This is a genomic window from Shewanella sp. Shew256 (assembly GCF_002196695.1).
Classification (GTDB): domain Bacteria; phylum Pseudomonadota; class Gammaproteobacteria; order Enterobacterales; family Shewanellaceae; genus Shewanella; species Shewanella mangrovisoli.
This window is the reverse complement of the sequence record NZ_NAJR01000007.1, coordinates 46202-67721: the sequence shown is the minus strand read 5'-3', so window position 1 is coordinate 67721 and position 21520 is coordinate 46202. Positions and strand designations below refer to the sequence as shown.

The 21520-nt window shown below is 48.5% G+C and carries 21 protein-coding genes; all 21 read left to right on the top strand.

Features of this window, described 5'->3' with window-relative positions:
- The first annotated feature begins 18 nt into the window (after positions 1-18).
- The 21 genes from fliF (at position 19) to B5P39_RS14250 (ending at position 21502) form a co-directional block, all read left to right on the top strand.
- A complete protein-coding gene (gene fliF, locus B5P39_RS14350) occupies positions 19-1704 on the top strand; it encodes a flagellar basal-body MS-ring/collar protein FliF (protein WP_176399950.1) in 1686 nt (561 codons plus the stop codon).
- Positions 1697-2743, top strand: coding sequence for a flagellar motor switch protein FliG (gene fliG / locus B5P39_RS14345; RefSeq protein WP_088211992.1), 1047 nt, complete (start codon positions 1697-1699; stop codon positions 2741-2743). Before fliF ends, fliG begins: the two co-directional genes overlap by 8 nt.
- Positions 2730-3677 (top strand): flagellar assembly protein FliH, encoded by a 948-nt coding sequence (gene fliH, locus B5P39_RS14340; protein ID WP_088212101.1) that lies wholly within the window; start codon positions 2730-2732, stop codon positions 3675-3677. Before fliG ends, fliH begins: the two co-directional genes overlap by 14 nt.
- Positions 3646-4983: a flagellar protein export ATPase FliI gene (fliI, locus tag B5P39_RS14335; RefSeq protein WP_088211991.1), complete on the top strand. Its 1338-nt coding sequence runs from the start codon at positions 3646-3648 to the stop codon at positions 4981-4983. Before fliH ends, fliI begins: the two co-directional genes overlap by 32 nt.
- A gap of 11 nt (positions 4984-4994) precedes the next feature.
- Positions 4995-5441 carry a flagellar export protein FliJ gene (fliJ, locus tag B5P39_RS14330; RefSeq protein ID WP_088211990.1) on the top strand — a complete coding sequence of 149 codons (447 nt, stop codon included), beginning with the start codon at positions 4995-4997 and terminating at the stop codon, positions 5439-5441.
- Between the two features lie 159 nt (positions 5442-5600).
- Positions 5601-7352 (top strand): flagellar hook-length control protein FliK, encoded by a 1752-nt coding sequence (locus B5P39_RS14325; protein ID WP_088211989.1) that lies wholly within the window; start codon positions 5601-5603, stop codon positions 7350-7352.
- Positions 7353-7434: 82 nt separating this feature from the next.
- Positions 7435-7959, top strand: a complete 525-nt coding sequence (gene fliL / locus B5P39_RS14320) for a flagellar basal body-associated protein FliL (protein WP_088211988.1) — start codon at positions 7435-7437, stop codon at positions 7957-7959.
- 40 nt (positions 7960-7999) lie between these two features.
- Positions 8000-9031, top strand: coding sequence for a flagellar motor switch protein FliM (gene fliM, locus B5P39_RS14315; protein ID WP_011716423.1), 1032 nt, complete (start codon positions 8000-8002; stop codon positions 9029-9031).
- Between the two features lie 12 nt (positions 9032-9043).
- On the top strand, positions 9044-9418 hold the full coding sequence (gene fliN, locus B5P39_RS14310) for a flagellar motor switch protein FliN (RefSeq protein ID WP_011716424.1): 375 nt from the start codon (positions 9044-9046) through the stop codon (positions 9416-9418).
- Positions 9419-9451: 33 nt separating this feature from the next.
- The gene (gene fliO, locus B5P39_RS14305; RefSeq protein ID WP_088211987.1) at positions 9452-9859 is read left to right on the top strand and encodes a flagellar biosynthetic protein FliO; all 408 of its coding nucleotides are present in this window, start codon (positions 9452-9454) and stop codon (positions 9857-9859) included.
- Positions 9856-10602 carry a flagellar type III secretion system pore protein FliP gene (gene fliP / locus B5P39_RS14300; protein ID WP_011622079.1) on the top strand — a complete coding sequence of 249 codons (747 nt, stop codon included), beginning with the start codon at positions 9856-9858 and terminating at the stop codon, positions 10600-10602. The genes fliO and fliP overlap by 4 nt, the downstream gene beginning before the upstream one ends.
- A gap of 17 nt (positions 10603-10619) precedes the next feature.
- Positions 10620-10889: a flagellar biosynthesis protein FliQ gene (fliQ, locus tag B5P39_RS14295; protein WP_011622080.1), complete on the top strand. Its 270-nt coding sequence runs from the start codon at positions 10620-10622 to the stop codon at positions 10887-10889.
- Positions 10890-10893: 4 nt separating this feature from the next.
- A complete protein-coding gene (gene fliR, locus B5P39_RS14290) occupies positions 10894-11691 on the top strand; it encodes a flagellar biosynthetic protein FliR (protein ID WP_088211986.1) in 798 nt (265 codons plus the stop codon).
- A gap of 17 nt (positions 11692-11708) precedes the next feature.
- Positions 11709-12839 carry a flagellar biosynthesis protein FlhB gene (flhB, locus tag B5P39_RS14285; protein WP_088211985.1) on the top strand — a complete coding sequence of 377 codons (1131 nt, stop codon included), beginning with the start codon at positions 11709-11711 and terminating at the stop codon, positions 12837-12839.
- Between the two features lie 118 nt (positions 12840-12957).
- A complete protein-coding gene (flhA, locus tag B5P39_RS14280) occupies positions 12958-15057 on the top strand; it encodes a flagellar biosynthesis protein FlhA (protein WP_088211984.1) in 2100 nt (699 codons plus the stop codon).
- Between the two features lie 11 nt (positions 15058-15068).
- Positions 15069-16445 carry a flagellar biosynthesis protein FlhF gene (gene flhF, locus B5P39_RS14275; protein ID WP_011622084.1) on the top strand — a complete coding sequence of 459 codons (1377 nt, stop codon included), beginning with the start codon at positions 15069-15071 and terminating at the stop codon, positions 16443-16445.
- A 4-nt stretch (positions 16446-16449) separates the two neighbouring features.
- Positions 16450-17331: a MinD/ParA family protein gene (locus B5P39_RS14270; protein ID WP_011622085.1), complete on the top strand. Its 882-nt coding sequence runs from the start codon at positions 16450-16452 to the stop codon at positions 17329-17331.
- On the top strand, positions 17324-18037 hold the full coding sequence (locus B5P39_RS14265; protein WP_011622086.1) for an RNA polymerase sigma factor FliA: 714 nt from the start codon (positions 17324-17326) through the stop codon (positions 18035-18037). Before B5P39_RS14270 ends, B5P39_RS14265 begins: the two co-directional genes overlap by 8 nt.
- A 47-nt stretch (positions 18038-18084) precedes the next feature.
- Positions 18085-18468, top strand: coding sequence for a chemotaxis response regulator CheY (gene cheY / locus B5P39_RS14260; RefSeq protein ID WP_007649667.1), 384 nt, complete (start codon positions 18085-18087; stop codon positions 18466-18468).
- 13 nt (positions 18469-18481) lie between these two features.
- On the top strand, positions 18482-19219 hold the full coding sequence (locus B5P39_RS14255) for a protein phosphatase CheZ (protein WP_011622087.1): 738 nt from the start codon (positions 18482-18484) through the stop codon (positions 19217-19219).
- Positions 19220-19234: 15 nt separating this feature from the next.
- The gene (locus B5P39_RS14250) at positions 19235-21502 is read left to right on the top strand and encodes a chemotaxis protein CheA (RefSeq protein WP_088211983.1); all 2268 of its coding nucleotides are present in this window, start codon (positions 19235-19237) and stop codon (positions 21500-21502) included.
- Positions 21503-21520: the final 18 nt, after the last annotated feature.

The following is a 21520-nucleotide window of genomic DNA, read 5'->3' as shown; positions in this document are numbered from 1 at the left end:
CGAATCGTGAGCACAGAAATGATTGTCGGATCAAACGCCGGCGCAGTGGACCAAGGGGTCCAACAGGAAAATAAATCCGGCGTGCTGGGGAGTCTCGGTGGCGTCGATATGATGCGTCAAATCACCATGATTTTAGCCCTTGCCATTTGTTTGGCATTAGCCGTGTTCGTCATGATCTGGGCACAGGAACCTGAGTATCGTCCATTGGGTAAAATGGAGACTCAGGAAATGGTGCAAGTGCTCGATGTACTCGATAAAAACAAGATCAAATATCAAATCGATGTCGACGTTGTTAAGGTGCCCGAAGACAAATATCAAGAAGTTAAAATGATGCTGAGCCGTGCGGGTATCGATAGTGCCGCAGCCTCAAGCAAAGACTTCTTGACCCAAGACAGTGGTTTTGGCGTGAGCCAACGCATGGAGCAGGCTCGTCTCAAGCATAGCCAAGAAGAAAATCTCGCCCGCGCAATCGAACAATTACAAAGTGTTAGCCGCGCCAAGGTGATTTTAGCGCTCCCGAAAGAAAACGTGTTTGCCCGCAATACCTCGCAACCCAGTGCGACCGTTGTCATTAACACTCGCCGTGGTGGTTTAGGCCAAGGTGAAGTCGATGCGATTGTGGATATCGTCGCTTCTGCGGTTCAGGGCTTAGAGCCATCTCGCGTCACAGTTACAGATTCTAATGGCCGTTTACTCAATTCAGGCAGTCAAGATGGTGTGTCTGCAAGGGCACGCCGTGAGCTTGAACTAGTACAACAAAAAGAAGCCGAATACCGCACTAAAATTGACTCCATTCTGACGCCCATCCTTGGTCCTGATAACTTCACTTCCCAAGTTGATGTGAGCATGGATTTCACCGCGGTCGAGCAAACGGCAAAACGTTTTAACCCCGATTTACCGTCGCTGCGCAGCGAAATGACGGTCGAGAATAATTCGACTGGCGGTTCGACTGGTGGTATTCCTGGCGCGTTATCGAACCAGCCACCGATGGAGTCTAATATTCCACAGGAAGCGGCTAAGGCGACTGAAAGCGTAACGGCGGGTAACTCGCACCGCGAAGCAACCCGTAATTTTGAATTAGACACCACTATCAGCCATACCCGTCAGCAAATTGGCGTTGTGCGCCGCGTCAGTGTATCGGTTGCCGTGGACTTTAAACCGGGCGCCGCCGGTGAAAATGGCCAAGTGGCGCGCGTTGCTCGTACCGAGCAAGAGCTCACCAATATCCGCCGTTTACTGGAAGGTGCGGTAGGTTTTAGCGCCCAGCGTGGTGATGTTTTAGAGGTGGTCACTGTTCCCTTTATGGATCAATTGGTTGAAGATGTTCCTGCGCCTGAGCTTTGGGAGCAACCTTGGTTCTGGCGTGCGGTCAAGTTAGGTGTTGGTGCCTTAGTGATCTTAGTGCTCATTCTTGCTGTAGTGCGTCCAATGTTGAAACGCTTAATCTATCCTGACAATGTGAACATGCCAGAAGATTCAAGACTGGGTAATGAGCTGGCCGAGATTGAAGACCAATACGCCGCCGATACCTTAGGGATGCTCAATACCAAAGAAGCAGAGTATAGTTATGCCGACGATGGCTCAATTCTTATCCCTAATCTGCATAAAGATGATGATATGATTAAAGCTATCCGTGCGCTTGTGGCCAATGAGCCCGAGCTTTCTACCCAAGTCGTGAAAAACTGGTTACAAGACAATGGCTGAGAATAAATCAAAAGACGCCGCTGAAACTTCTGGCTTTAATGTAAAGGATCTCAGCGGTATCGAAAAAACGGCAATTTTACTGTTAAGTTTGAGTGAAGCCGATGCCGCCTCCATTTTAAAGCACTTAGAACCTAAACAAGTGCAAAAGGTGGGGATGGCGATGGCGGCCATGGAAGACTTTGGGCAGGAAAAAGTCATCGGGGTGCATAAGCTGTTTCTCGATGATATTCAAAAGTATTCTTCTATTGGTTTTAACAGTGAAGAGTTCGTCCGTAAGGCGTTAACCGCGGCTTTAGGTGAAGACAAAGCCGGTAATTTGATTGAACAAATTATCATGGGCAGCGGCGCCAAAGGCTTAGACTCACTCAAATGGATGGATGCGCGCCAAGTGGCAACTATCATCCAAAACGAACATCCTCAGATCCAAACCATTGTTTTATCGTATTTAGAGCCAGATCAAGCGGCGGAGATTTTCGGCCAGTTCCCTGAGAACACGCGCTTAGACTTAATGATGCGTATTGCTAACCTTGAAGAAGTGCAGCCTGCGGCATTGCAGGAATTGAACGATATCATGGAGAAACAATTCGCCGGCCAAGGTGGCGCACAGGCGGCGAAGATGGGCGGTTTAAAAGCGGCTGCCAACATCATGAACTACCTCGATACCGGTATCGAAAGCCAGTTGATGGAAACCATGCGCGAAACCGACGAGGAAATGGCGCAGCAAATCCAAGACTTAATGTTCGTGTTCGAAAACCTGATCGATGTAGACGACCGCGGTATCCAAACCTTGCTGCGTGAAGTGCAGCAGGATGTGTTGATGAAGGCACTTAAAGGTACCGACGATCAACTTAAAGATAAAATTCTGGGCAATATGTCAAAACGGGCCGCCGAATTGCTGCGTGACGATTTAGAGGCCATGGGCCCGATCCGGATCAGCGAAGTGGAGATTGCTCAAAAAGAAATTCTGTCAATTGCACGTCGTTTAAGTGACAGCGGTGAAATCATGTTAGGCGGCGGTGGTGGCGATGAGTTCCTCTAATCGGAGTGACAATAGCGACAATAAATTGTCCCACAGGGTCGTCAGCGACGCCGATATTGAGTTCAGTCATTGGTCATTACCCGATGTCACCGAAGCCGAGGAAGAGGGTGTCTCCAACCTGTTTGGTTATGCAGGGCAACTATCGCCGAAGGCCGTGGCCGTTGAAACGGTTGCTCCACCAACCTTGGCCGAGATTGAAGACATTCGCGCTCAAGCCGAGGAGGAAGGCTTTAACGAAGGCAAGACCCAAGGTTATGCCGAAGGGCTAGAGCAGGGCAGACTCGAAGGATTAGAGCAAGGCCATACCGAGGGCCTAGCCCAAGGGCATGAGCAGGGGCTCGAAGCTGGGCTTGCCGAAGCGAAGGCATTAGTCACTCGCTTCGAAGGACTGCTGAGTCAGTTTGAAAAGCCATTGCAATTACTCGATGGCGATATTGAACATTCTTTAATGACGCTAACCATGGCGCTGGCTAAATCTGTGATTGGTCATGAACTTAAAACCCATCCAGAGCAAATTTTATCTGCACTGCGTTTAGGGGTTGAATCATTGCCGATCAAGGAGCAAAGCGTCAGTATTCGTCTCCATCCCGACGATGTCACTTTAGTCGAGAAGCTATATTCCAGTACTCAATTGAACCTTAATCAGTGGCAATTAGAGGCGGATCCTACCCTCTCTGTCGGCGACTGCATCATTAGTAGCCAACGCTCGTTGGTGGATTTAACCCTATCCTCGCGCATTGATGCGGTATTTGAATCCTTACGTAATCAACAATCCCATTTGAGTCATCAGCAGCAACAGCGCCAAGCGGTCCTCGATGAGGAAAACGCCGCAAAAGTTGCCTCGACTACCGAGCTAGGTGACGAGGCGCAAAGTAGCCAGCCACAACATGATGGAGAGCAAGATGCAAAATCGCCGCCATCAACTGCTGAATAAGCTGAATCATTGCATCGATAAAGTCCCGCCATTCCGTGCTGTCGCCAGTGGCCAACTGGTGCGCGTGGTTGGCTTAACCTTAGAAGCTAGTGGTTGTCGCGCCCCCGTTGGCAGCTTGTGTTCTATCGAAACCATGGCGGGAGAGTTGATCGCCGAAGTTGTTGGCTTCGACGATGAACTGCTGTATCTGATGCCGATTGAGGAATTGCGCGGTGTGTTACCCGGCGCACGGGTTATTCCCCTCGGTGAGCAGGCGGGGCTCAATGTGGGCTTATCCCTGTTGGGGCGCGTACTCGACGGTAATGGTGTGCCATTAGATGGTCTTGGCGCTTTATCGACTGAGCAACAGGCGCCGAGGCACAGTAACGCCATCAATCCACTTTCTCGCCGAGCGATCACCGAACCACTCGATGTGGGCGTACGCGCCATCAATGCCATGCTCACCGTTGGTAAGGGCCAACGTATGGGCCTATTTGCAGGCTCTGGCGTGGGTAAGAGTGTGCTACTCGGCATGATGACGCGAGGCTCTACCGCTGACATTATTGTGGTGGGATTAGTGGGGGAGCGTGGTCGCGAAGTTAAAGAATTTATTGAAGAAATCCTTGGTGAAAAGGGCAGAGCACGCTCGGTTGTGGTGGCGGCGCCCGCCGATACTTCACCATTAATGCGCCTTCGCGCCTGTGAAACCTCTACTCGTATTGCCGAGTATTTTCGGGATTTAGGCTATAACGTATTGTTATTAATGGACAGTTTGACTCGTTATGCCCAGGCGCAGCGGGAGATTGCCCTAGCCGTAGGTGAGCCACCGGCGACGAAAGGTTATCCACCTTCGGTATTTGCGAAATTGCCACGTTTGGTTGAGCGGGCAGGCAATGGTGGTCCCGGGCAAGGTTCTATAACCGCATTTTATACTGTACTGACCGAGGGCGATGACCAACAGGATCCTATTGCCGATGCATCTCGGGCTATCCTCGACGGCCATATTGTGCTCTCCCGTGCATTAGCTGATTCCGGGCACTATCCCGCAATCGATATTGAGGCTTCCATTAGCCGTGTGGCCCCAATGGTGATTTCGAACGAGCACTTAGAAGCCATGCGCCGCGTCAAACAGACCTATTCCCTTTACCAGCAGAATAAGGACCTGATTTCGATCGGGGCTTATGCCCAAGGCAGCGATCCGCGAATCGATAACGCCATACGCCTGCAACCTGCGATGAATGCCTTCTTACGCCAAACCATGCGTGATGCCTTTAGTTTTGCCGATAGCCAAGTCATGCTTGGGCAACTCGCGGCGCAATGTAAATAATCGAGACTGTTATGGCGAATGCCGATCCTTTATTGCTGGTGTTAAAATTAGCCCTCGATGCAGAGGAACAGGCTGCGTTGTTGCTAAAGTCGGCACAATTAGAGTGTCAAAAGCGTCAAAATCAGTTGGATGCACTCAACAATTATCGCTTGGACTACATGAAGCAGATGCAGTCTCAGCAGGGACAAGCCATCAGCGCCAGCCATTATCACCAATTCCACCGTTTTATCCGCCAAATCGATGAGGCCATTGCGCAGCAAAATCGTGTGGTCGCCGATGGGGAGAAGCAAAAAAATTATCGTCAGCAGCATTGGCTCGAGAAGCAGAAGAAACGTAAGGCAGTAGAACTACTCTTAGAGAATAAAGAGAAAAAACGCCAAGCACTTGAGTTGAAGAAAGAGCAAAAGATGACAGATGAATTTGCCTCTCAGCAGTTTTTTCGCCGCAATAAACCCTAACCCAAGCTAGCCATTGCTTGTTTAAGTTGTTTCTTCAATCAGTAAGCTCCATTTGTTGGCATTTTATTTGCTAGCTTTATGCAAGATATGGCCAAAGCCGCATAAATTGACGTTTGCCCGCATGTTTTTATGTCTTGGGGTGAATGTTTAGGAGCTGATATGCAACAAATGAACAACATCCTATTAGCGTCAAGCGCGAAAAACAGCGCTAGCTCGAGTAAAGCATTGACTCAAGATGCTAATAGTGAAGACTTTTCTGCAGCGTTGGCTTCAGTTACATCCGTATCATCCCCCTCGACTAAAACCCCTATATCTCAGGATGTGGCCGTCAAATCTGCTAAAGCGGAAGCCAGCACTGACGATACCAATACCGATGATGAAGCCGATATCAGCTTGATTTTCGCCCAGATTGGTATGGCAAATGAGATGAAGAAAGCGGCAGCTCCGGGCGAGTCTTTGCCGCTTGAGGCCGATATCACGGCAACGGTGGACGCAGACTCTACATCTTCATTATTAGTCGATGACCCATCTCAGACCGACAGTTCTATTGTTGACGGCACTTTTTCCGATGAAATGGCTAAGTTTGTCGAGGTCTCCAACATAAGCATTGGCAATACAAAAGTGGATGTGAGTTCTGAAACACCAGACTCTGAGTCAGTCACCTCAAAGGCGACCGGACAAAATACTGCGCAAGTCACCGCAAAGTTTATACAGCAGCAAGCCTCACAACAGAACGCGGCTGATGTTGCTGCTACTGAGAGTGTAGAACCACAGATCCCAGCTGTTGATGTTGATGCTTTGGTTGCGGCCGCGACAGTGGCGGAAACGGATACTCAAGGTGCTTTAGTTGATGATTCGCTTTTGATTGATGATGCTGCGCTACTTTCAGGTCTGCGCAGCGAAAAGTTCGTTAAACCGCCCGAAAATCATATTTTACCCATTGAGGGTGAACCTTTGTTAGGGGCAAAAGAGCCTGGTACAACAGAGCTTGGTGCAACAATTGGCGCTAAGGCAATAAATGTGTCGACGCAGCCAGCAGATAAAGCTCTAGCACCCCAAAGTATGGTGTCCCAAGTCGTTGATAATCAAACACCAATTAAAGCGGCCAATGCCTCTGCGAGTGATGTATTAACGACGAATGCAGCCACAGCCGCTAATGCTAACGATCTTAATACCTTAGGCACTAATGCCGCGACTAATGTATCAGGTACCACAGCCATAGATCCGAGTCTTACTGCCGACAACCCATCCCGCGCCGAGATTTCAGCAGGCTTTTTGCTAAAAGACGCTAAGCTAGCGGTTACTCTCGATGCGCAGCAAGATAGCCAAGTTGCTGCTTTAAGTCCTGGCAGCGAAGAGGCGGGCAGCGAGTTTAAGCCTGTGGAGTTTAAAGCAGTATCTTCACTGCATTCTTTGGCAACGCCAGCAACCCAGCGTCAAGATATTCCGCAAGTGCAGCTTTCCTTGCGCCAAGGTGTAGAAACTCAAAACCAAATGCAGGAGATGATCCAGCGCTTTTCACCTGTGATGAAGCAGCAATTGGTGACTATGGTAAGCCAGGGTATCCAACAGGCGGAAATCCGTTTAGATCCGCCAGAACTTGGGCATATGTTGGTTAAAGTGCAAGTCCATGGCGACCAGACACAAGTGCAGTTCCATGTCACACAATCGCAAACCCGCGATGTGGTCGAACAAGCCATTCCCCGCCTGCGTGAATTATTACAGGAACAAGGCATGCAATTGGCCGACAGTCATGTTTCTCAAGGTGACCAAGGTCAACGCCGTGAGGGGGGATTTGGTGAAGCGGGTGGTTCGAGTGGTGGAAATGTGGATGATTTCTCGGCAGAAGAGCTAGATTTAGGTTTAAATCAAGCAACTAGTTTAAATTCAGGTATAGATTATTACGCTTAAGAAGGTAACCTATAGTAATAATGCGGATTATAATCCGCATCCTAATCCATTCCCGCATTTAGCCAATTAAAGAGTATATAAAATGGCCAAGGAAGAATCACTAGAACTTGAAAGCACCGAAGCGCCTAAAAGTAAGAAGAAGTTTATTTTTATCGGTGCGGGCGTCTTAGTGGCACTATTAATAGGTGGTGCGCTGTGGTTTTTCCTCGGTAGCAGTGATGAAGCCCCTGCAGCAGCGGCCGAAGGGACTGCGCCTACTGAGGCAACCACTCCTGCCGCCGATGCGGCAATGGCGGCCTACGTACCAATGCCACGACCCTTTTTATTTAATCTCCCTGGGCCAGATCGCGCTCGTCTCGTTGAAATTAAAGTGCAATTGATGGTTAGAGGCCAAGACGATGATGTTTTGACTCAAAAGCATATTCCGTTGATTGAAGATGCGCTGTTAACCACCTTTAGTGGCGCCGATGTACAAAAATTGAGTACTCAGGCGGGTAAAGATGAATTGCGGCAATTAGCGCTGCTGAGCGTGCAAAATACCTTGCAATCCGTGACCGGACGTAAAGTGGTTGAGAAAGTACTCTTTACCGGTTTTGTAATGCAATAACCTTTTATCTTCAGCACCTTAAAGAGGCGAAGACAATACTGTGAGTGATTTATTAAGCCAAGACGAAATTGATGCGCTCTTACACGGAGTCGATGACGTCGAAGAGGATAATGAGCTTGATGCCGCGGGGCTGGAAGCTCGCTCCTACGACTTTTCCTCCCAAGACCGTATCGTGCGTGGCCGTATGCCCACGCTCGAGATTGTGAATGAGCGTTTTGCCCGTCACCTGCGGATCAGCATGTTCAACATGATGCGTCGTGCGGCCGAAGTGTCGATTAACGGCGTGCAAATGCTGAAATTTGGTGAGTACGTACACACCTTATTCGTCCCGACCAGCTTGAACATGGTGCGCTTTCATCCCTTAAAAGGTACGGCACTGATCACCATGGAAGCGCGTTTAGTGTTTATTCTGGTGGACAACTTTTTTGGCGGCGATGGCCGTTTCCATGCCAAGATTGAAGGGCGGGAATTTACCCCGACCGAACGTCGCATCGTGCAACTTTTGCTTAAGATTATCTTTGAAGACTATAAAGATGCGTGGGCGCCGGTGATGGATGTGGAGTTTGATTATTTAGACTCCGAAGTCAACCCCGCTATGGCGAACATCGTCAGTCCCACTGAAGTGGTGGTGATTAACTCCTTCCATATCGAAGTGGATGGCGGCGGCGGTGACTTCCATATCACTATGCCGTATTCGATGATTGAACCTATCCGTGAACTACTCGATGCCGGTGTGCAGAGTGATAAACAAGACACGGACATGCGTTGGTCACAGGCGCTGCATGACGAAATTATGGATGTGAAAGTCGGATTTGATGCCAGTGTGGTTGAGCATGAACTCACACTCAAAGACGTCATGAACTTCAAGGCCGGGGATATTATTCCAATCGAGCTGCCTGAATACATTATGATGAAAATCGAAGACTTACCGACGTATCGCTGTAAAATGGGGCGTTCACGCGATAATCTAGCACTTAAAATTTACGAAAAAATCCCACGTCCTGAAACGGTCAAATCCGAACTGCAATTAGTGACACGTAAAGGCAAAGCCAGAGACATATCCGAATTATAAAGGTGAAGTGAGATGAGTACAGATGATGATTGGGCAGCAGCCATGGCCGAGCAGGCATTGGAAGAGGCTAATGCCATTGACCTTGACGAGCTGGTAGACGAGTCGCAGCCAATTAGTAAGGCCGAAGCCGCCAAACTAGACACTATTTTAGATATCCCTGTGACGATCTCGATGGAGGTCGGTCGCAGCTATATCAGCATTCGTAACCTGCTGCAGTTGAACCAAGGTTCTGTCGTAGAGTTGGACAGGGTCGCGGGTGAGCCGCTAGATGTGATGGTCAATGGCACGCTTATCGCCCATGGCGAAGTGGTTGTGGTTAACGATAAGTTTGGTATCCGCCTAACGGATGTGATCAGTCAAACTGAGCGGATTAAAAAGCTTAAGTAATTCACCGATAAACACGAAGCCTGAAGGAGCGAGATGAGCACATCGGTAATTCTCAGTCTAGTAGCAGCGACTCAGGCGAGTGTTGCTGGCGTTGCTAACGAAAGTACCGCGACAGCAACGAAAGTGGCAGAACCCTCGCAAATGGCCGCCGCAGCGAGCATGCTTGGCGGTCTTATTTTAGTGTTATTGCTTATCTTCGCCTTAGCCTACCTGCTGCGGCGATTTAATTTAGTGCCGACTAATCACAGTGTACTGAAAACCCTCGCGGTAACATCGCTTGGGCAGAAGGAGCGTTTGGTACTCGTTCAGGTTGGTGAACAGCAGTATTTGTTGGGCGTTAGCGGGCAACAGGTTAATTTAATTGATAAATTAGCTGAGCCTATCGAAATTGAGTCCACTTCCTTTGCGGACAAGCTACGGCAGGCGAAATTAAAACAATGATGAAGTACATACTCACCTTAATTGGGGTCAGTACCCTGTTGTTTGCCGCATCGGTGGGCGCGGCCGATGGTGTATTGCCTGCGGTAACCGTAAAAACCGCCGCCGATGGTTCGACCGAATATTCGGTGACCATGCAAATCCTGTTACTAATGACTTCGCTGAGCTTTATCCCTGCGATGGTCATTATGTTGACCTCTTTTACTCGCATCATAGTGGTGCTGTCGATTTTGCGCCAAGCCATTGGTTTACAACAGACACCCTCTAACCAAGTTTTGATTGGTATGAGCCTGTTTATGACCTTTTTCATTATGGCGCCGGTGTTCGACAAAATTTATGACCAAGGGGTCAAGCCTTATATTGATGAGCAGCTCACGCTGCAACAGGCCTTCGATAAGGGCAAAGAGCCATTACGTGCATTCATGTTAGGGCAAGTGCGTACCACAGATCTGAAAACCTTTATCGATATCTCGGGGTATCAAAACATTAATTCCCCAGAAGAAGCGCCAATGAGCGTGTTGGTGCCAGCTTTTATTACCAGTGAACTGAAAACCGCCTTTCAAATTGGGTTTATGTTGTTTGTGCCATTCTTAGTGCTCGATCTCGTGGTGGCCAGTATCTTGATGGCCATGGGTATGATGATGCTCTCGCCGATGATTGTCTCTTTACCCTTTAAGATCATGTTGTTTGTGCTTGTCGACGGCTGGGGCCTAGTAATGGGCACACTCGCCAATAGCTTTGGTTAGACGAGCGGAGATTCGCGATGACGCCAGAAGCCCTAATCGATATTTTCCGTGAGGCCTTAGCCGTGATAGTCATGATGGTTTCGGCCATCGTACTGCCAGGGCTGGGTATTGGCTTAATTGTGGCGGTGTTTCAAGCTGCGACCTCAATTAACGAACAGACTTTAAGCTTTTTACCTCGACTGATAGTGACCTTACTGGCCTTGATGGTCATGGGACACTGGTTAGTGCAAACCCTGATGGATTTCTTTATCGAAATGGTTAACCGCATTCCCCAAGTGGTGGGTTAAGTCCATGGAGCTGCTGCTCGACACCTTAATGCAAACCATCGCCTCTTACATGTGGCCATTGTTTCGCGTGACCAGCATGTTGATGGTCATGGTGGTGTTTGGGGCTACAACAACTCCGACTCGTGTACGTTTACTGTTAGCCGTTGCCATCACGCTTACCATTGCGCCAGTTTTGCCGCCCGTAAAGGATGCCGAACTCTTTTCCTTAAGCGCTGTTTTTATTACCGCCCAGCAAATTATTATTGGTGTCGCCATGGGTTTTGTGACCCAAATGGTGATGCAAACCTTTGTGTTAACGGGCCAGATCATTGGTATGCAAACCAGTTTAGGTTTTGCCTCTATGGTCGACCCTGGATCTGGTCAACAAACACCAGTGATAGGTAATTTCTTCTTGTTACTCGCGACGTTGATTTTTCTCGCCGTCGATGGACACCTGTTGATGATCCGCATGCTCGTCGCCAGTTTTGAGACCTTACCGATTTCGAATCAAGGATTAACCTTAACAAGTTATCGCTCGCTAGCGGAATGGGGCTCCTATATGTTTGGCGCGGCACTGACTATGTCGCTCTCGGCGATTATTGCCTTACTACTCGTTAACTTATCCTTTGGGGTCATGACCCGCGCCGCGCCGCAGCTGAACATTTTCTCGATAGGTTTCCCCATCACTATGATTGGTGGACTGCTGATTTTATGGTTGACCTTGACTCCCGTAATGGCCCATTTCGAAGAAGTCTGGGCGTCGGCACAGCTTTTGCTGTGTGATATTTTAGGGCTTCAGTGCCAAGCCAATGGCATATTCTAACCGGATAGGAACGCGTAATGGCTGAAGAAAGTAGCGGCGAACGCAGCGAGGAACCCACCGGGAGGCGCCTCGAACAGGCGCGAGAAAAAGGGCAGGTAGCCCGTTCAAAAGAGTTAGGTACTGCGACCGTGTTACTCTCGGCGGCGACTGGCTTATATATGCTCGGACCTGGAATTGCGAAAGCCTTATCCAACGTATTCGAGCGTGTATTTACCATGGAGCGCGCTGCGATTTTCGATACGAACCAGATGTTTAATGTATGGGGCGTCGTGGGGAGCGAGATTGGCTGGCCGTTACTCAAGATTATGTTACTGATTGTGGTGGTGGCATTTATCGGTAACGTATCCCTTGGCGGGATGAATTTCTCCACCCAAGCCATGATGCCTAAAGCCAGTAAGATGAGCCCGATTGCAGGCTTTAAGCGGATGTTTGGTGTGCAGGCCTTGGTTGAATTAACCAAAGGGATTGCTAAGTTCTCCGTGGTAGCAATCGCGGCTTATTTGCTACTCAGTCATTATTTTAACGATATTCTGCTCCTGTCTGCCGATCATCTCCCCGGTAACGTCCATCATGCGCTGGATTTATTGGTGTGGATGTTCATTCTGCTTTGCTCCTCCGTCTTAGTCATAGTGGTCATCGATGTGCCGTTTCAGATCTGGAACCACAACAAACAGCTGAAAATGACTAAGCAGGAAGTCAAAGACGAGTATAAAGATACCGAAGGTAAACCCGAGGTCAAAGGGCGAGTACGGCAAATGCAGCGTGAGTTAGCGCAGCGGCGCATGATGGCCGAAGTGCCCAATGCGGATGTGATTGTGGTGAACCCTGAGCATTATGCGGTGGCCATTAAATACGATGTGAAGCGCTCTGCAGCGCCTTTTGTGATCGCTAAAGGCGTCGACGAAGTGGCGTTTAAAATCCGCGAGGTGGCAAGGGCACATAACATTGCGATTGTCTCTGCACCACCGCTTGCGCGGGCCATTTATCACACCACTAAACTTGAGCAGCAGATCCCTGAGGGCCTATTTACTGCGGTGGCACAGGTACTGGCTTATGTGTTCCAGTTACGCCAGTACCAAAAAGGTCGTGGTCGTAAACCTATTCCAATCCCTGCTAATCAACCCATTCCTGACGAGCTGAAGCACTAGTTAAGTGTTAGGTTAACGAAGAGATAGTTCACAGAGATAAAACCATAACTTGAACTGTTAGCGGTTGGCGCGCTTTTTGCTTCCAGGCTGTTATACGTCAAAGTTTAGGTATCTGTGAATGGATGTTAAAGCCTCCCTAGGCCAAGTAAAACAGTTGAAACTGAGCTCTTTCAAGGGCATAGGTACGCCAATGCTAGTGCTTGCGGCATTGGCTATGATTGTATTGCCTATCCCGCCATTTCTACTCGACGTTTTATTCTCCTTTAACATTGCCTTGGCTTTGATTGTTCTTCTTGTCGCGATTTATACCGACAGACCCTTAGACTTTGCTGCTTTTCCAACTGTTTTATTAGTCGCGACATTGCTGCGACTCGCACTTAACGTGGCATCGACCCGTGTAGTATTACTCGAAGGTCACAATGGTGGTGATGCCGCCGGTAAGGTGATTGAGGCCTTCGGCTCCGTGGTCATTGGCGGTAACTATGCAGTGGGTCTAGTTGTATTTATAATCTTGATTATTATCAACTTTGCCGTTGTGACTAAAGGTGCTGGCCGTATTGCCGAGGTGAGTGCTCGCTTTACCTTAGATGCGATGCCCGGTAAGCAAATGGCCATCGATGCCGACTTGAACGCAGGTATTATTAATCAGGATCAAGCCAGAACCAGACGCGCCGAGGTGACCCGCGAAGCCGACTTCTATGGCGCGATGGACGGTGCGTCTAAGTTTGTAAAGGGCGATGCGATTGCCGGTATCATGATCTTGGTTATCAACATTCTCGGTGGGTTTATTATCGGGATTGTGCAGCACGGTTTGACATTCTCCCAAGCCGTTGAAATTTATACCCTGTTAACCATTGGTGACGGTCTCGTCGCACAAATCCCCGGCCTGTTGTTGTCAATTGCTGCGGCGTTGATGGTGACCCGTCAAAATGAATCTGGCGATATGGGCCAGATGTTGATTAGTCAGATGTTTGACAGTCACAAGTCACTCAGTATTGCGGCTGGCGTACTCTTTGTCATGGGTATTGTGCCAGGCATGCCACACATGGCGTTTTTAAGCTTTGCCGTGATCACAGGTGGTGCCGCTTACTTTATATTTAAACGTAATGAAGCCAAACGTGCCAAAGCCCTTGAGCAAGTCAAAACGGGCCCAACTGAAAGAGCCGAAAGAGAACCTAAAGAACTTAGCTGGGACGATGTGCACCACGTTGACACTATCGGTCTGGAAGTGGGTTATCGTTTGATCCCATTGGTCGATAAGGGGCAAGGTGGTGAATTACTGAGCCGGATCAAAGGAGTACGTAAAAAACTTTCTCAAGAACTGGGCTTCTTGGTGCCTGCGGTACATATTCGTGACAACCTCGATTTATCACCCAATGCCTACCGCATCTCGTTAATGGGCGTGGTGGTTGGAGAGGCGGATATTCGCCATGACTGCGAACTCGCCATCAACCCTGGTCAAGTTTATGGCAAGCTCGATGGTATCGAAACGCGTGATCCTGCCTTTGGTCTCGAAGCGGTTTGGATTGCCCCAGAGCTGCGTGAACATGCACAAACCTTAGGTTATACCGTGGTGGATGCCGCGACAGTGGTGGCAACCCATATCAGCCAAATATTGACGAATAACGCGGCGAAACTCTTAGGCTACGAAGAAGTGCAACAACTGATGGATATGCTTGCCAAGCATTCGCCTAAGCTGGTGGATGGCTTTATTCCTGATGTGATGCCGCTCGGAAATGTCGTAAAAGTGATGCAAAACCTATTAAATGAAGGAGTTTCTGTCAGAGACTTGCGTACCATAGTGCAAACTTTGTTAGAATACGGCACTAAGAGTAACGATACTGAAGTATTAACGGCCGCGGTGCGTATCGCATTGAAGCGCATGATAGTTCAAGAGATCTCCGGTCCTGAACTCGAAATACCTGTCATAACTTTGGCGCCAGAGTTGGAACAGATGTTGCATCAGTCGATGCAGGCAACCGGTGGCGATGGTCCTAATATCGAGCCCGGTCTTGCGGAGCGTATGCAGCAATCCTTAGCGGATGCCGCTCAAAAGCAAGAAATGGTTGGTCAGCCGGCTATTTTGCTAACGTCAGGTATGTTACGTGCGACACTGTCTCGCTTTGTTAAATATACTATTCCTAATCTCAGAGTGATTTCTTACCAAGAAATCCCCGATGAAAAGCAAATACGCATAGTGTCTGCCGTCGGCCAGTAGAGGACGCATAAGTGAAGATTAAACGTTTTTTTGCCAAAGACATGCGTGCTGCACTGGCCCAAGTGAAGGACACGCTCGGCTCCGATGCCGTGATTATGTCAAATAAAAAAGTGAACGGTGGCATTGAGATTGTGGCTGCCGTTGACTATGACGAGCCCAAAGCGAAGGCGCCTGCTGCGGCTCCGACCTTTATGGATGTGAGTGATGACTTAGTTTCGCTCGGTGCTAAAGCGCCGATTCGCGCTGAAACTAAGTTAAAACCATCGGCGCCAGCGGACTCTCTCCAAGCATTGCTCGAGAAGCAACAAAGCCGTTTAAACCAACAGCTCACCCATCAACAGCAAGACGCCGAACTGCCTGCGTGGGCTAAAGGATTACAAGCACCTGTGGCACCTAAAGCTGAGCGTCGCGATATGGGCAATCCCTTCGATAAGAAACCGCAGAGCTCGCCAAAACAAAATGCGGATCTCGAAGCCATGCGCGATGAATTATCATCCTTACGTAATTTGTTGACCCATCAGGTTTCAGCATTGATGACTGAGCATAAAAAACGTATCGACCCTGTCGGTGCCATGCTGGAGTCAAAGTTGCTGGAAGCCGAGTTTTCTCCAGCTGTCGCGAACAAGTTAGCGGCGCTCAGTCAACACTATACCCCTGCAGAATTAGTTCGTGCACTGCCACAAAGTCTAGCGAATATGCTTGATAACCAAGGTGATGATATCGTTAAGCAAGGTGGTGTTGTAGCGCTGGTTGGCCCAACGGGTGTAGGCAAAACCACTTCTTTAGCGAAATTAGCGGCTCGTTTCGCCGCCCATCATGGTGCGGATCAAGTGGCTTTGATTACCACAGACCATTATCGTATTGGCGCCTATGAGCAATTGGCCACCTATGGCAAAATTATGGGTTGTCCAGTCAAACAAGCCCATGACCTTGCTGAACTGGAGCAAATTCTGTATCAGTTCAGAAATCGCAAGCTAGTATTGATAGATACCGCGGGTATGGGTCAACGAGATATGCGGCTTTACCAGCAACTTGATAATTTAACTGCAAATAGCAGAATACCTATCCGCAGTTATCTGGTACTGTCTGCCACAGGACAGCGCCGCGTGCTGCAAGATGCTGTAAATCACTTTAAACGCATTCCCTTATCTGGTGTTGTACTCACAAAACTCGATGAATCCGTGTCTTTAGCGGGCGCATTAAGTGTGTTGATCCAAAGTGGGTTGCCATTAAGTTATGTTACGGATGGGCAGCGAGTGCCCGAAGATATGAAAGTCGCCGATACCTTACTGCTCGCTGAGCAGGCATTAGCGGCCTTAGAAAACACTGAAGAACAATCGTTACCAGACACAGCGTGGTCAGATAATATGACCTGTGCATTTGAGTAGAGTTATGACCCTGGATCAAGCAAGTGGTTTACGTATGATGAATCAACCCTATAACGAAAAAGTGAAAGTAATCGCGGTTACGGGTGGTAAAGGTGGCGTGGGTAAAACCAGTGTGTCCATCAATACCGCTGTAGCATTAGCCGAAAAGGGCAAGCGTGTCTTAGTGCTTGATGCCGACTTAGGCTTGGCAAACGTCGATGTCATGTTAGGGATCCGTGCTGAACGTAACCTTTCCCATGTACTCTCAGGCGATGCTGAGCTGGATGATATTATTGTCCGTGGTCCCAAGGGCATAGGCATTGTCCCCGCGACCTCGGGTACTCAAGGCATGGTAGAATTGAGCCCCGCACAACATGCAGGTTTAATTCGTGCTTTCAGTGAGATGCGTACCCAGTTTGATATTCTCATCGTGGATACTGCCGCGGGGATTTCAGACATGGTGCTCAGTTTCTCCCGTGCGTCACAGGATGTACTAGTCGTGGTATGTGACGAGCCAACCTCCATCACTGACGCTTATGCGTTGATCAAAATTCTCAGCCGTGAACACGGTGTTTTCCGCTTTAAAATTGTTGCGAATATGGTGCGCAGTTTACGCGAAGGTATGGAATTGTTTGCTAAACTCAGTAAAGTGACCGACAGATTCTTGGACGTGGCACTTGAACTGGTTGCGACCATTCCGTTTGATGAAAACCTTCGCAAATCAGTGCGTAAACAAAAGTTAGTGGTTGAGGCTTATCCTAAGTCTCCAGCTGCGATAGCGTACCATGGCCTAGCGAATAAAATTATGAGCTGGCCAGTACCACAGCAACCTGGTGGGCATTTGGAGTTTTTCGTTGAGCGTTTAGTTCAGCGACCAGATTTTCAAGAGGAAAAAACGAGTGAATAAAGCCGCAGCGTATACTTGTTTAGACAGTAAAACGTCAATCGTTGAACAGTATGCACCGTTGGTTAAAAGAATTGCACATCACTTGCTCGCCAGATTACCTGCCTCAGTGCAGCTCGATGACTTGCTTCAAGCGGGGATGATGGGGTTGTTAGAAGCATCATCCAAGTTTGATGGTGGCAAAGGTGCAAAGTTTGAAACCTTCGCCGGCATACGGATCCGTGGCGCCATGTTGGATGAGATCCGTCGTGGCGATTGGGTTCCCCGTTCCGTTCATCGTAATAATCGTCGAGTTGCTCAAGCCATTGATGAGTTAGAGCAAGTGTTGGGTCGTGATGCACGCGACACAGAAATTGCAGAAAAACTTGATATGACGCTCGATGAGTACCATCATATTCTTAACGATGTTTCTGTTGGTAAAATCATAGGGATAGAAGACTTAGGCGTATCACAGGATATACTCACTCCGAGCGATAATGTGAGTGATGGTACATTTGAAGCACTAGCAGAGACCCAGTTTCATTCAGCACTAGTAGAGGCGATAAAATTATTGCCCGAAAGAGATGCGCTAGTGCTATCGTTATACTACGATGAAGCATTGAATTTAAAAGAAATTGGCGCCATTCTTGAGGTGAGCGAGTCGCGAGTTAGCCAGATATTAAGTCAGGCAATGTTGCGACTCAAAGGCAAACTCAAGCATTGGACATAAGTATAATTATTTATTGAGCACAGAATGTCAGCTCACCGGAGGAAACCTTGGACAAGAATATGAAGATTCTCATCGTTGATGACTTTTCGACAATGAGACGTATCATCAAGAACTTGTTGCGAGACTTGGGATTTAACAATACCCAAGAAGCAGACGACGGCTCAACCGCGTTGCCTATGCTACAGAAGGGCGACTTTGATTTTGTCGTGACAGACTGGAATATGCCAGGTATGCAGGGTATTGATTTGCTTAAGGCTATTAGAGCTGATGATTCCCTAAAACATTTGCCCGTGTTAATGGTTACCGCCGAAGCAAAACGTGAACAAATTATTGCTGCCGCACAAGCCGGTGTTAACGGCTATGTGGTTAAGCCTTTTACCGCAGCAACACTAAAAGAGAAGTTAGATAAAATATTCGAACGACTCGCTTAAGCAAGGATGAGCTATGAAGTCACAAACATCAGGGCTCATTACGCTCGAGAAGGCTCAGCGTTTAGTTGAATTATTAAGCGCGAATGAACAAGCTCAAGCAGATGATTTATTTAGGGAACTCGCGGCTCCACTCCAAAGGGAGCTCTTTGATGAAGTTGGCAAATTGACTAGACAACTTCATAGCGCATTAATGGATTTCCAAGTTGACAATCGTTTGGTTGAACTCGCGAATACCGAAATTCCCGATGCTAAGGAACGGCTAAGTTATGTCATTGACATGACAGAACAAGCCGCGAATAAAACCATGGATGCGGTAGAAGAGTGCTTGCCGCTCGCAAATGCATTAACGGCGAATATTCAGCAAGTGATGCCATCTTGGGATAAGTTGATGCGGCGTGAAATAGCCCTGAGCGATTTTAAAGCGCTTTGCCACAATGTGCAGCATTTGATGTCACGTAGCGAATTGGATTCCAACCGCTTACGCGAATTGCTCAACCAGATTTTGATGGCGCAGGATTTTCAGGACCTGACTGGACAGATGATCCGGCGGGTGATCGATCTAGTGATGGAAGTTGAAAGTAATCTGGTGTCTATGCTGACAGTATTTGGTGAGCAACCCGTGATTGAGAGTCAGATTACTCAGAAAAATAATATTGAAGCTGAAGGACCGATAATGAATGCCGAGCTTCGTCAAGACGTCGTTACCGGTCAAGATGAAGTCGATGATCTGCTATCGAGTCTGGGTTTCTAACTGGGAGTCAATTTGATGGCCTTTGATGTAGATGAAGAGATACTCCAGGACTTTTTAATTGAAGCGGGCGAAATTCTTGAGTTGCTGCAAGAGCAACTGGTCGCGCTTGAAAACAATCCTGATGATACTAACTTGCTAAATGCCATTTTCAGGGGGTTTCATACTGTAAAAGGCGGTGCGGGTTTCCTTAGTCTCACTCCCATGGTGGATGTCTGTCACGAAGCAGAAAACACCTTCGATTTATTACGCACTGGCAAGCGCAGTGTCTCCGCCGAGTTAATGGACATCATTCTTCAAGCTGTCGATGCGATTAACACTATGTTTGCTCAAACCCAACAAGGTGAGCAACAAGACCCTGCAGATCCTGCATTATTGGCTAAATTAAAAATGCTGAGCTCAGGAGAGCCGCTTCCTTCCGAATCAGGCCAAAGTCATGCCGAAGCTGAGTCACTGCCTGAACCAGAACCTGAGCCCGAACCTGTCATAGAAACTGTGGTTGAAGTCGCCGCAGTTGAAGAAATGCCGATTGAGAAGTCAGAGCTTTCAGATTCCAGTATCGATGAAATAGATGAAGCGGAGTTTGAAGCATTACTCGATGCGCTGCACGGCGCCGGAAAAGGTCCCGGAGTTTCTGCTCCACAAGCCGATGCTGCCCCTGCTGTGCAAAATAAGCCTCAAGCGACATCTGCAAGCGCAAGCGATGATATCACCGATGATGAGTTTGAAGCGCTGCTCGATGAGCTGCACGGTTCTGGTAAGTTTAAAGGTAAAGTGGAAGAGCCTGCCAAGCCAAAAGCTGAAGCAGTTGTCGCTGCACCAAAGCCTGCCGCACCTGCTGTTGATTCGGACGAAATCACTGAGGATGAGTTCGAGCGTCTCCTCGATGAATTACATGGCAAAGGCGGCGCGCCAGCAAAAACCACTGCCAAAGTCGAATCTTCGAAAGCAAGTACCAGTGCCTCTGCGCCTTCAACGCCAGCCGCTCCTAAAGCCAGTGTTGCTGCACCAGCAACACCTCCTGCGGTAAAAGCCAAAACTGATGTGGCGGTTGCTGAAAAAGCCCCTGCTAAAGCAGCGGCAGCAGCCTCTGCTAACGTACCTCAAGGCGAGACAACTGTTCGCGTCGATACCGCGAGACTCGACCAAATCATGAACATGGTCGGTGAGTTAGTGTTAGTGCGTAACCGCTTATTGAGTTTAGGCATTAGTCGTGATGACGAAGAAATGTCTAAGGCGCTAGCGAATTTAGACTTGGTGACAGCAGATTTGCAGGGCGCTGTGATGAAAACGCGCATGCAACCCATCAAGAAAGTCTTTGGTCGTTTCCCTCGGGTTGTACGCGATTTAGCCCGTACTCTGAATAAAGAAATTGATTTAGTCCTCGTGGGCGAAGAGACCGACCTCGATAAAAACTTAGTTGAGGCGCTCGCTGATCCGTTAGTGCACTTAGTGCGAAACTCGGTAGATCACGGTATTGAGATGCCCAATGACCGTGAGGCCAGCGGCAAGCCGAGAACGGGGACCATTACCCTGTCTGCAAGCCAAGAGGGTGACCATATTCTGCTGAAAATCGAAGACGATGGCGCAGGTATGGATCCTGAAAAGTTAAAGCAAATTGCTATCAAGCGTGGGGTACTCGATGAGGATACCGCGGCGCGGATGACCGACAGTGAAGCTTATAACCTGATTTTTGCGCCTGGTTTCTCGACTAAAGTCGAGATTTCAGATATTTCCGGCCGCGGTGTTGGGATGGACGTGGTGAAAACCCGTATTACCCAGCTTAACGGTACGGTGCATATCGACTCGATGAAAGGCAAGGGCACCATACTTGAGATTAAAGTGCCGCTGACCTTGGCGATTATGCCGACCTTAATGGTGGACGTTGCCAAGCAGGTGTTTGCATTGCCTTTATCCAGTGTGAATGAGATTTTCCATCTCGATCTCACCAAGACCAATATTGTCGATGGGCAGCTTACTGTCATTGTCCGCAACAAGGCCGTACCGCTGTTCTATCTGGAGCAGTGGTTACATCGCAATAGAACCAGCTTTAAACATGGCGACAAAAAACACGGTCATGTGGTGATTGTACAGCTGGGAATGATGCAAATTGGTTTTGTTGTCGATGCTTTAATTGGGCAAGAAGAAGTGGTGATTAAACCTCTAGGGGCATTGTTGCATGGCACGCCGGGTATGGCGGGGGCGACAATCACATCCGACGGTGGTATTGCGCTCATCTTGGATGTTCCCGGATTATTAAAGCACTATGCGAAAAATAAAAGTTAGTTTCCAATAAGGAATGGA

Excerpts from the sequence above, each read along its gene's own strand:
- B5P39_RS14250 (WP_088211983.1), top strand. The coding sequence starts at position 19,235 with ATGGCCTTTGATGTAGATGAAGAGATACTCCAGGACTTTTTAATTGAA.
- B5P39_RS14270 (WP_011622085.1), top strand. The coding sequence starts at position 16,450 with ATGACCCTGGATCAAGCAAGTGGTTTACGTATGATGAATCAACCCTAT.
- fliR (WP_088211986.1), top strand. The coding sequence starts at position 10,894 with ATGGAGCTGCTGCTCGACACCTTAATGCAAACCATCGCCTCTTACATG.
- fliJ (WP_088211990.1), top strand. The coding sequence starts at position 4,995 with ATGGCGAATGCCGATCCTTTATTGCTGGTGTTAAAATTAGCCCTCGAT.
- fliL (WP_088211988.1), top strand. The coding sequence starts at position 7,435 with ATGGCCAAGGAAGAATCACTAGAACTTGAAAGCACCGAAGCGCCTAAA.
- fliQ (WP_011622080.1), top strand. The coding sequence starts at position 10,620 with ATGACGCCAGAAGCCCTAATCGATATTTTCCGTGAGGCCTTAGCCGTG.
- fliG (WP_088211992.1), top strand. The coding sequence starts at position 1,697 with ATGGCTGAGAATAAATCAAAAGACGCCGCTGAAACTTCTGGCTTTAAT.
- fliN (WP_011716424.1), top strand. The coding sequence starts at position 9,044 with ATGAGTACAGATGATGATTGGGCAGCAGCCATGGCCGAGCAGGCATTG.
- B5P39_RS14325 (WP_088211989.1), top strand. The coding sequence starts at position 5,601 with ATGCAACAAATGAACAACATCCTATTAGCGTCAAGCGCGAAAAACAGC.
- fliF (WP_176399950.1), top strand. The coding sequence starts at position 19 with ATGATTGTCGGATCAAACGCCGGCGCAGTGGACCAAGGGGTCCAACAG.
- fliP (WP_011622079.1), top strand. The coding sequence starts at position 9,856 with ATGATGAAGTACATACTCACCTTAATTGGGGTCAGTACCCTGTTGTTT.
- flhB (WP_088211985.1), top strand. The coding sequence starts at position 11,709 with ATGGCTGAAGAAAGTAGCGGCGAACGCAGCGAGGAACCCACCGGGAGG.
- flhA (WP_088211984.1), top strand. The coding sequence starts at position 12,958 with ATGGATGTTAAAGCCTCCCTAGGCCAAGTAAAACAGTTGAAACTGAGC.
- fliI (WP_088211991.1), top strand. The coding sequence starts at position 3,646 with ATGCAAAATCGCCGCCATCAACTGCTGAATAAGCTGAATCATTGCATC.
- fliH (WP_088212101.1), top strand. The coding sequence starts at position 2,730 with ATGAGTTCCTCTAATCGGAGTGACAATAGCGACAATAAATTGTCCCAC.
- fliO (WP_088211987.1), top strand. The coding sequence starts at position 9,452 with ATGAGCACATCGGTAATTCTCAGTCTAGTAGCAGCGACTCAGGCGAGT.
- B5P39_RS14255 (WP_011622087.1), top strand. The coding sequence starts at position 18,482 with ATGAAGTCACAAACATCAGGGCTCATTACGCTCGAGAAGGCTCAGCGT.